Origin of the sequence: uncultured Campylobacter sp. (genome assembly GCF_938030815.1) — a bacterium.
Taxonomy (GTDB): domain Bacteria; phylum Campylobacterota; class Campylobacteria; order Campylobacterales; family Campylobacteraceae; genus Campylobacter_B.
Genome location: NZ_CALHII010000288.1, coordinates 1 through 11039, shown reverse-complemented (window position 1 = coordinate 11039; position 11039 = coordinate 1). Strand labels below are relative to the sequence as shown.

Genomic DNA, 11039 nt, shown 5'->3' with positions numbered 1-11039 from the left:
AAACTCCGCTCCGCAGCCCACCAAAAGATCTACCGCATCATTGCTGCGATCAAACATCACGCCTAAAAGATCGGTGTGATTGAGCCCGAGCCCGTCTTTTACGGCATCGGCGATAAAAAGTTCCTTGCTATCCTTGATGCCCTGCGCTACTTGAAATTTATTCATCGGAGCAGCCATATTTCCGCCGTTGATGACGGAATTTCCGCCCGCGCGACCCATCTTTTCTAAGATAAGCACCTTTTTACCGCGTCCGCTAGCTTTAATCGCCGCGGCAAGCCCCGCAAAACCGGTGCCGATGATGACGATGTCGTATTCCTCGTCGAATTTGACGTCCTTGGCATTTTGTGCCGCGCACGCGCTACTAGATCCCAGCGCAAGTGCCCCCGCACCCACTGCGCTAATCTTTAAAAAACTACGTCTTGATACGTCTTGCATTTGCAACTCCTTTAATTGAAAGTGTATATTTAAAAGAAATGATAACTCGAATTTAAATGTAAGTCAAATAGAATAACTTTATAAATAGATAGTAAAAAGCTATGAAATATAGGCATTGATATAAAATTTTGAAATTCGGCGGGCGAGCGGAATTAAAATTTTAAAATTTACAATGCCGCTCGTTTGTGAAGCATCCGCCCAAAATAAAAAATCTCGGCACAAAAATAGCAATGAATGCAAAATTCGCGCCGAGCCTTAAAATCGCTACGCCCTTAGCGAGCAACTTTAAATTTAAGCGTTTGCAGATCGTAGTTATTTACCTGCTCGTATTGCATATCCTCGATAGAGATCGCAGGAAGCGCGCACGAGCCAGCCATAATCACGTTTATCGGAGTATAGATGACGCCGCTGCTATTCTCTCCGTCTCGCGAATCATAATAGAAATAGCCGCTTTTTGGGAAGCGAAGCACTCGGTCATACAGATACTCCGTGTGTTCTAGTGCCACGCTGTCTTGCATGCCCTCGACTCTAGCCTGCGCGGCCGAGCCTAGGCGCTCATTGACCGCCTCAAAGCAGCTAGGCATCGCCTCATCGATTACGAAATTATACAGATAATAATTCGCTCGCCAGCTGATCTTAGAGTAAATTTTCTGCCCTACTTTAAGCTTGTTTAGATCGACTATGTTGCCGCGAGCATCTATAAATTCACGATAAATTTCAATCCTCTTGCTATCCATAGAATGAGCGTTTAGACTCTGTATACTTAAAGCCTCATGCTTTAAAGGCGCGCTTTCATATCCAAAGCCAAGAGCGGTAAAAAATAGCTCGCCATTGCCGCTCATCGGCGTAAATTCTATCGCGCCGTCTTTAACCGCCAGTTTGGTATCCAGCGGCGAATTGAAATTTTTCGTCTCGCCGTCGTATTTTAATGCAAAATGGGCTTCTTTTTTCGCGTCCTTAAAATACGCATCGAATCCGCGTATTACGCTTGCTCGCTCCTGCGTATTGTTTATATTTTTTAGATCGCGAATGATCGCATCGACCGTGCGAGCCGTGCTATCATCTTTTATGCCAGCCTTGCCGAATGCGTAGAGCTTAAAGGCAGCGTCTCTTATGTCGCTGGCAAAGGTCAAGCCCGCTCCGTCTTCGGCGTAATCATAATCCATTTGGTTTATTTTTTCACGCATGAAGTTAAACTCGGTCGTCATATTGTGCTTTTTAAGTATCGCAGCCATAGCGATGCGAGCCATCGGCGAGTTGTCATAAAGGCCGTTGTCGTAAATGAAATTTATCTCATCATCATCGAGCTTGCCGTATTGATCTAGCACGAAATCCGCGTATATTCGAAGCGTCGCTTGATCTTCGTAGTCTGATTTTAAGGCGCTAAATATCAGCGATCTTTGCTTGTTGCTAAGGAATTTATAGCGCGCGTCAAGCTCTAGTAAAACGTCGCTTGCGTAAATCGAAGCGTAGTAATTAGTAACGCCGTGAGCACTCCAATAGCCGAAATCGCCGTTAGGTTTGAGGCGAGATAAAATTCTACTTGCATACTCGTTTACGCGGTTGGTTAAGGTTTTATTGGAGTCTTTGCGTGCGACATAATCAACCGCTATCATTCTTGAAGCAAGCTGTTCGGTGCAGCCGTAAGGATAGAGATATAGCTCATCCGCTAGGCTAAAAGCATTAGGCGTAGCGCTGATGTGAGTATAAATTTCTTTATAACTCGGATCGATTTTTAGCGTTACGGGTTTATCGCCGTAGCTCGCGTGAAATATTTTCGAGCGCGGGAACTGGCTGATTATGTCAAATTCTACATCATTGCTAAATTTTTGCCCGTTTGCGTCAAGATCAAATTTAATGTTCGCATCCGCAATATCAAGAGCGCTTGCGGTGAAGTTTGTGTGCTTGACCTCAAGCGGTTTAAGTGTGAAATTTGCCTCGCCGCCGCTTATAGCAACCGAAGGAGATGAGCTGATTTTCAAGACCGCCTTTTGCTCCTTATCGGTGGTGTTGATGAGCGTTAGCGGCACGGAAATTTCATCGCCGCGTACCATGTAGGTTAGATCTGCCGGTTTTATGATCACGTCGTCTCGAACCTTAGCTTCGACGTTTGCCGAGCCGATCGTAGCCGCCTCTCCGATAGCCATGGCGCTTAGTCGGATCGTGGAGTTAAAATTTTTCGGCATCGCAAGCTCAAATTTCGCCTCGCCGTTTGCATCCGCTTTTGCGATCAGCATTTTTATAAATTTTTTCTGCTTTTTATTTTCGACCGGGCTTAAATTTCGTTTAGCCTTCGCCATCACGCCGTCGCCGCCGAAGCTTAGCTCTTTAGCAGTAGTTTGATACACGCTAAGATCATCGTAAATGTCAAAGTACCGCAGCGCAAAATACGCGCTAACGTCAAACGCCTTAAATGCATCAAGCTCCTCTTGTGAGACGATATCTAAAATTCCAAGATCGACTGCGTAGAGTATGACTTTGGAATTTGACTCGCTTTTTACGCTGATCTGCGCGTTTTGCCCGTTTTTGTAGCTTTTCTCGGCTAGGATTTGCACGTTAGCCTTGTGCGAGCTCGCATCTAGCGCCACCGGCACGTTTGCATAGGCTCTAAGCGGCATCGCAGCGGGTGTCGCGGCGCGCGCGATTACAGCGTTGATGTGTCCTCCGACGAAATTCTCTGGCACGCTAAGCTCAAATTCCGCGCTGCCGCCTTTGACGGATAGAATTTTATAGTCGTAAACCTGCTCTCCTACGAGCGAGATATTTAGCACGCCGCTTTCTACCGGCGAATTGATGACGCCTTTAATTTTATCTCCAGCTTTAACCTTGTCGCTTGCGAGTTTGATTTTAGCGCTTTGTACGTCTTTAGCGTTTACCCGTCCATAATATCCCCAGCCGCTTACATCCACGCGCACGCCAGCACTTGCGCCGCTTGAGTAATCGTTTGCGACGATTAGATAATTGCCGCCGTTTTGGAATTTGTACTCAAACTCGCGCGCATCGGTGCTAACGGCGCTTACGAGATTAAAGCTTTCTTGCTCGACGTATCTGTTGCCGTCATAAACGTAAGTAAAATCGTCGCGGTAAATTTCAACGTCGATCTTGCCTTTGACGTCGGTTTTGGTTTTGGAATCTAGTAGCGCAAAGCCGAATTTTACGCTATCTCCACTTGATATGAAATCCTTGCTCGCGCGAATTCCTACGATACGATCATAAGGCAGATAGCTCAGGCTGCGATATGCGTTTACGTTTTTGCCCTCTTCGGTTACGCTGAAATTTAGTAGAATATTTATGGCGTTAGAGACATTTAGATCAGCTGCTGCCGGCGAGAGTGCAAGCTCCTTTTTACCGGCGGAGTTTAGCGTAAATTCTGCCCTACGAAGCTGCGTAGCGCCCTTTTTCTTTAAGCGATCGTTTAGAAACGAAAAACCCTCGTAGCCTTTAATTTTTAGCTCTTTTTCATAAGCATTTGCTTCTAGCGAGCCTTTCAAATCTCCAGCCGGCGCGCCTGCAAGATAGTTTGAGCTTAGCTTTAAAGTTATGATCTCATCTGCGCCGTATTCATCTTTGGCAGTGAGAATTTCATTTTTAATGCGGTTTGGGACGAAATTTTCTACGCTGAAGCTTTTAGAAGCGATGATTTTGTCCTCATAGATGAGATCTAGGCGATAAGTGCCGCTTTTCTCGCCCATCAGCTCGTCTATTTTAACGCTGCCGAACTCATCGGTGTTTTGCACGCGCGTGATGACCACAGTGCCGCTAGGATCGTAAATTTTAAATTTAATCGGCGTATTTTTTAAAGAGCTAAAATCGCGATTTTTCATCACGATCGTGCCTAAAAGCCGCTCATTCGGGCTTATCAGCTCGCTCGCGAGATAAACGAACGGGCGCTTTGCAGTAATCGTTTTCTCTACGCTTGCTACGGCGTTATTAAATAGCACGAACGCATGTTCATCGCCTTTGCTAATCTCGATAGAGCGCGGATTTTTGGCTAGAATTTCCATATTTTCTAATCTTAAAATTCCATCTCCGTCCGTTTTATCCTCCGCGATTAGCTCGTTTTTATCACTGTAAATTTTAACCTTCGCTCTACTTAGCTCCTCGCCATTACTAAGCCTAGAAGTATAAATTAGCGCACCGCGCTCAAGCAGCACCACTTGAGCCGTAATGTCGCTAAGATAGGCTACGCGCGAAACCTCTTGCATCTTTTCGCCCACTTTGTAAAACGCCGTGATTTTATAAATTCCATCCTCATAGCCTTTAAAATCCATCGCGATTTTATGCTCCGCGACGGCGTTTTTAGCGCCTCCTATATCAAAGCTCTTAACCGCGATCTCGCTAGCTAGCCCACCTACGCTATCTTCGTTGCTTTCAAAGTTTAAAAAATACCTAAAATTTTGCTCAGGAACTTTGGCAATCGAAATTTTAACCTCATTTACGTTTGAGCTTTTAAAAGCTAACGAAGCGGATTTTGGGATAAAATTTTTCTCGTCGCTAAAGGCTACGAAAGGCAGCCTGTCGCCCATTTTTACGCTTTGCTTGATCTCGTCACGCAAAATATATGAGCTATCTCCGAAGCCCTTTAGCAGTCTAATCTCGTAGCTTTTATTCGGCATAAACTCGTCGCTTACTATATCTGCATAGTAGTAGCATGAAGGATCGTCGCTTTCGCCACCCTCTTCATCTTCGTCATAATAATAATATCGCGGCTGAGTGAGGCTAAATTTACTCACGCCTGTGATTCTTACGTATTTGGCGGACAGCTCGTCCATATAGTTAGGAAAACACACTCTAGCTGCGAGTGAGCCGTCTTTTAGAGCCGCGGGGCGGATCTGCACGCCGCTTAAATTTGAAGCGTTAATGCTATCATTAAAAGGCTCCTCGTCCGTGCGTAGCTCCACCGGATTTTGTAGCTTTGCGCCCGCTTTTGAGGTGAGGGATTCTATTTGCAATACGACGTTTTGTGCCTTAGGATCGAAGCTGAATAAAAAATTCCGATCATCGTGCGAGCTAAGCTCGTAGGATATGTCGTTTTGGGCTAAATTCTGCGCGCGGTAAATTCTAGTCGCTTGCTGTAGCGCGTCCTTGCTAACCGCATCGTTAAATTTAATTGCCACTAACCCCGGACGCAGAAGCGCGATATGCTCGGTGCTAAAAGGCTCTGTCTCAAACTCAAAGCGCACCCCACGCGCCTCGCACGAATAATTAACCCCGGCGCTAAGCATCGGCTTAGGATAGAGCCTGATTGAGCTCTCGCTCACGCTTTCGTAGGTGCCCGTGATTTTGGGAGTGCATTTTAAGATCTGCTTTTGCGTGACGCTAAATCCACTGCCGTCCACCCCGCTAATCTCGTAAGCCCCGCTAGCGTATTTGATCTCTACGCCCGCGGCAAAGCTAGCCAAAGCGCAAAATAGCGCTGCGCTTAGTAGTTTTGTCTTCATAAAATTCCTTTGCAAAAATTTTACGAAATTATATACAAATTAACCTTTTATTTTCTTTCATTTACTCTAAAATTTGCTTTAGCGAAATTTGCATTTTCGTCCAAGCAGCCAAGCTCAAAATCCCCTGCGCCGAGGTTAAGCGTAAAAGCCTCGCCGTTAGTGCGCGCAAAATATTCTCCCGTTTTAACTTTAGAATTTGCAGGCGTTAGGCTTTGCGTGGTGAAATCTCGTGCCGCAGAATTTTGTTGCGAGAAATTTTGATCTGTGAAATTTTTCGCTGTGAAATTTTGCTCTGTAGAATTTTGCAAGATAGAATTTTGCGATGCCAAATTCTGTGTGGCTGGATTTTTAGCTATAAAATTCCATCCCGCAGAATTTTGCTTCGTAAGATTTTGTGATTTTAAATTCCGTGGCGCTAAATTTTGTCGCATGGAATTTTGTGCTGTAGAATTCTGTTCTGCAAAATTTTGCTTTAAATTATCTTGCTGCGCCGTGCTAGAATGCTTGGAATCCAAATCCGCGGAATTCTCCCCCGTAAATGCAGTGGAATTTAGCGCTATAAACTCCCGCGAACCGCCGCTTAGTCTGATATATACCCGCTCGCCAAAAACCGCCGTGCACTGCACCTTTAGCCGCAGCGTGCCGTCCTCGCCGGTCTCGTAGGTTTTGGCGTTGATGTCGTTTAACACAGGCTTTACGGCGGCAAATTTAGCCGCGCACCTTCCTGCGCGCACCTTTTGCGGATCGACTAGGCCGTGTTTTAGCAGATAAAAAAGCTCGCTAGTGCCGTAAATTTCGCACTCCTCGTTGGGCTCAATCCCATCGATCGTAAGATCCTCGGCGCTTTGAGCGCACTCCTTTTCGCGGTACGCGTCAGTGCATACTCGCCGAAAGCTCACGCCCGCGGGACGCGCAAACTCCGCCTCGCCCAGCATGCCCGATTTATCGAGGAAAGCAAACATATTAAACGCCACTTTTGCCGCACTCACGCCGCCGCTAAGATCCCTAGTCTTGGAGCCGTCGAAATTTCCCAGCCAGACGCCGAGGGTAAATTTCGGCGTCAGAGCGACGGTGTAGAGATCGCGCGCATCGGCGCTCGTGCCCGTTTTAAACATCAACGGCGGCGCGTTTAGGGTATTTTGCCACACCGAGCCGAGATAGGAGCGCGGCGCGTTTCTTAACATCTGTGTTACGATGTAGGCGCTCTGCGGGGTTAAAATTTTAGCATCGTCGCCGATCTTTGCGCCCGCTATTTCGAGCTTCTGCAGCTTACCGCCGTTTGCAAACGCGCTGTAAAGGCGGCTAAGATCCATTAGACTCATCGAAATACTGCCAAGCGCGATACCTGCGCCGTAATAATCCTTGCTAAACTCCGCCAGATGCACGCCGCTAAGCATCTCATACAGCCCGTCGTCACCAAGCATCAAATTTAGCTTCACCGCAGGGATATTTAGGCTAAGACTTAGCGCGTCGGTCGCGCTCACCGCGCCCAAAAACCCCTGATTGTAGTTGCGCGGCACATAGCCCGCGAAGGTTATCGGCGCGTCGATCAGCTTCTTTGATGGGGTGATGAGCCCGTGCTCAAGGGCTTTGGCGTAGATGAAGGGCTTGAGCGTCGAGCCTACGTTCTTTTGCGAGCGCACGCCGTCGTTCTGCCCCTCATTGGCGCTAAAATCGTGGCTGCCGACGTAAGCGATCACCCTCATGCTTTCGTTGTCGATCAGCACCGCAGCGCCGTTTCTAACGCCCTTATCGCGTAGAGAGAGGATCTCGCTTTTCAAAAAACCCTCAAGCGCGATCTGGGTTTTCAGATCCAAGCTCGAATAAATTTTACCCTCGTTTAGACGCGCAAGCTCCTGCGCTAGCGTAGTTTGCTCCTTGGACTGCGCGCTCGCTTTAGAGTTTGCGGAATTTTCCTGCGTCTTGGCGTTTAGATCGGAATTTATTTGCGCCTGGGCGGCTAAAGCGAAATTTTGCGGCATCTTGGCGTTGGGAGCGGAATTTGCCTGCGATTCGGCGCTTGCAGCAGAAGCCGTCTGCATTTTGGCGTCTGAAGTAGAATCTGTCCGAGCATTAGCGTTCGACGAAGCGAAATCCGCCTGCATACTAACATCCGAAGCAGAATTTATCTGCGCACCAAAATTTACGTGCGGGCGCTTGCCAGAGCTTGCATCTGCCTGGAAATTTTGTGGCAAACGCTCAGCACCTCGTTGCTCGTTTAAATTTAGACTTTGTAGCGAATGCGCGGCATTAATTAAATCTCGCCGCTCATCTAAATTTGCGCTCTTTTGTTCATTTGGTTTTACGCTTTTCGGTTCGTTCGGTTTTACGCTTGCCTGTGATTTTGCGCCTTCGCGCTCGTTTAAATTTAAGCTCGTTCGTTCGCTAAAATTTAAACTCTTTGGCGCATCTGTTTTAAAATCCGCCTCTTTGGGATTCGTTTCTTTCGAATCCATTCCCGCCTGCGCGTTTGCGGCGCTTGATAAATTTGACTCACCCATTGTTGCAACCGTAAAGCTTGATTCGGCACTCGCCGCATCCGAAAAATTTGACTCTGCCCCCGCCGCGGCTCTGCGCGCAGCCAAGCTTGCTTCCTCTGCCGTCGCGCCGGGCGTGCCGCCCTGCTTTAAATTTTGAGTGAAATTTACGTCATCTTTGGCGGTAAAATTTTGCATTTTATAATTGCTAAACGCTAGTAGCGCGTAATGCGCCGCATAATTGGGCGCTGCGTAGCGTCTGGGCGAAAACGGCTCTGCGAGGGCGCGCTCATACTCGCTTTGCGAGATCACGCCGCCCTCTCGCAGCTGCGAAATTAGGCGGTTTTTAAGCGCGTTGATGTTTGATCTGCGGTCTAGGCGGTTTTTGTTCGGGTTTTTTGGGATCACGCTAAGAAGTGCGATTTGAGCGTTGCTAAGCTCGCGCAGGTTTTTTTTGAAGTAAAAATACGCCGCAGTCTTAACCCCCTCGATGTTGCCGCCGTATGGGGCGAGGTTGAAATACATTCCTAAAATTTCATCCTTGCTGAAGTGCCACTCCAGCTGAAAGGCGTTGAAAATTTCGATGATTTTGTTCTTGTAGCTGCGCTGTTTTGGGCGCATCATACGCGCAACCTGCATCGTAATCGTGGAGGCTCCGACGCGCTCGACGTTGCCCTCGCTTTTTTTAGTAAAATTTTGCGTAAAATTATACGTAGCCGCGCGCAAAATCGAGGCTGGATTGACGCCGAAATGGTAGTAAAAATACCGATCCTCGAAGTAGATCGCGCTTTGTTTCAGCCGCGGCGGTATCTCGTCTGCGCTCGCGTAAAAGCGCCAAATTTGATCGTCGCTGATCTGCATATTTAAAATTTCGCCGTTTCGGTCATATAAAATTCTACTCTTCTGCTTATTTAGCATATCCAAATTTAGCGGATAAAGCGCGTCTAGGATCAAAAACAGAGTGAATGCAAATGCGCAAAATAGCGCGATTTTTAACGTAAATTTTAGAAATTTCATCGCGCAATTATATCAAAGAATTTTAATGATTTTAGGCTATAATGGCGCCTTTTTGCAAAGGAATAATCTTGGACGCTCTAGCTAAGCTAAACACCGAACAATACGCCGCTGCAACCGCTCCTGCTGGGCACAATCTAATAATCGCAAGCGCAGGCACAGGCAAAACCAGCACCATCGTCGCGCGGATCGCTCATCTGCTAAATCTCGGTACGAGCCCTAGAAAAATTTTGCTTCTTACCTTTACGAACAAGGCCGCGAGCGAGATGATAGCGAGGCTGCAGCGGCATTTTGATAAAAAGATCACCTCCGCAATCGTCGCGGGCACCTTCCACGCCGTATCCTACGCCCTACTTCGCGAGCTCGGTAAAGGCGTGATCCTAAAGCAGCCCGCCGAGCTAAAGACGCTGCTAAAAAGCCTCGTAGAAAGGCGCAAATTTTATCACGTAAGCGACGCGCGCCCCTACGGCGGGGCGTATCTGTACGACGTGTATTCGTTGTATCAAAACAAGGAGATGAGCGCGGATTTTGAGACATGGTTTAGCAAAAACCACGAGGATCAGGCGGAATTTGCCGAAATTTACGCAGATATTTTGCGCGAGTTCGAGGAGGAAAAAGCGAAATTTAACTACGCTGATTTCAACGACGTTTTGCTAAAAATGCGCCATGAGCTGCGAAAGGGCGCGCCGCTGCGGTTTGATGAAATTTTAGTGGACGAGTATCAGGACACGAACTCTCTGCAAGGAAGCCTCATCGATGCCTTCGCGACGAAAAGCCTTTTTTGCGTCGGCGATTTCGATCAGAGCATCTATGCCTTCAACGGCGCAAACATCGACATCATCGGCAGCTTCGGCAAGCGCTTTGCGGACGCTAAAATTTACGCGCTGAATATCAACTACCGCTCAAGCTCGGCGATTTTGGCGCTTGCAAACCGCGTCATCGCGAACAATCCGCGCCTTTACGAAAAGAAGCTGATCGTGGGCCGCGAGGGAAAATTTAGCGCGCCTAGGCTGCATGTTTACGACGATACGGCGGCGCAATACGCCCACGTAGCCGCACAGATCGCGCAAAGCGGCACTCCACGCGAAAAGATCGCCGTCATCTTTCGCAACAACTCCAGCGCCGACGGCGTCGAGGTCGCGCTTAAGGAGCTCGGCATCGGCGCGAAGCGAAAAGGCGGCGTGAGCTTTTTTGAAAGCCGCGAGATCAAGGCCTTTACGGACATTTTCGCGATGATAATAAACCCAAAAGATATGATGGCATTTATGAGCACGTGCGAATACGCAAGAGGCGTCGGCAGCGCGCTAAGCAAGGAGCTTTTCGACGCGCTAATCGCGCTTGGACACGGAAGCATTCACGCAGGTCTTTTGCGCCCCGACGAGAGCGTTAAAATTTTTGAAAAAAAGAGAAAAAATTATCAGCTCGGACTTTTTGATGATGTCGATATTATCGGCTCCGTATCGCGCTTTGAAGCTTTGGAATTTGACGAGTTTTTTCGCTCGCATCCGGTTCTAAAACACAATAAAATCACCGAGGGTGGCGCCGTATTTTTGCACGAAATTTATAAAATTTTTAAAAAAAACGGCTCCGCTGCAAGGTCCGCTACGCTCATCTCGCAGATCAAAGACTCGCGCCTTTTTGCGCTTGTGGCGGATTTCATCGCGACAAAACG

At 47.7% G+C, this 11039-nt stretch carries 4 protein-coding genes; 1 reads left to right on the top strand and 3 read right to left on the bottom strand.

Annotated elements, in window-relative coordinates; all coding sequences use genetic code 11:
• The 3 genes from Q0277_RS10865 to Q0277_RS10855 form a co-directional block, all read right to left on the bottom strand.
• A partial coding sequence (locus Q0277_RS10865; protein ID WP_297998069.1) for an FAD-dependent oxidoreductase occupies positions 1–435 on the bottom strand: 435 nt, incomplete at its 3' end.
• Between the two features lie 272 nt (positions 436–707).
• Positions 708–5876, bottom strand: coding sequence for an alpha-2-macroglobulin family protein (locus Q0277_RS10860; RefSeq protein WP_297998066.1), 5169 nt, complete (start codon positions 5874–5876; stop codon positions 708–710).
• Between the two features lie 47 nt (positions 5877–5923).
• Entirely contained in the window at positions 5924–9370 is a 3447-nt protein-coding gene (locus Q0277_RS10855) for a transglycosylase domain-containing protein (RefSeq protein ID WP_297998063.1), read from the bottom strand.
• Between the two features lie 41 nt (positions 9371–9411).
• On the opposite strand from Q0277_RS10855, the gene Q0277_RS10850 reads away from it, so the two are divergent.
• Positions 9412–11039, top strand: a 1628-nt coding sequence (locus tag Q0277_RS10850; protein ID WP_297998060.1) for an ATP-dependent helicase, incomplete at its 3' end; no start/stop codon positions are given.

Bases quoted from the DNA above. Each gene is read 5' to 3' on its own strand.
- Q0277_RS10860 (WP_297998066.1), bottom strand. From the start codon at position 5,876: ATGAAGACAAAACTACTAAGCGCAGCGCTATTTTGCGCTTTGGCTAGC.
- Q0277_RS10855 (WP_297998063.1), bottom strand. From the start codon at position 9,370: ATGAAATTTCTAAAATTTACGTTAAAAATCGCGCTATTTTGCGCATTT.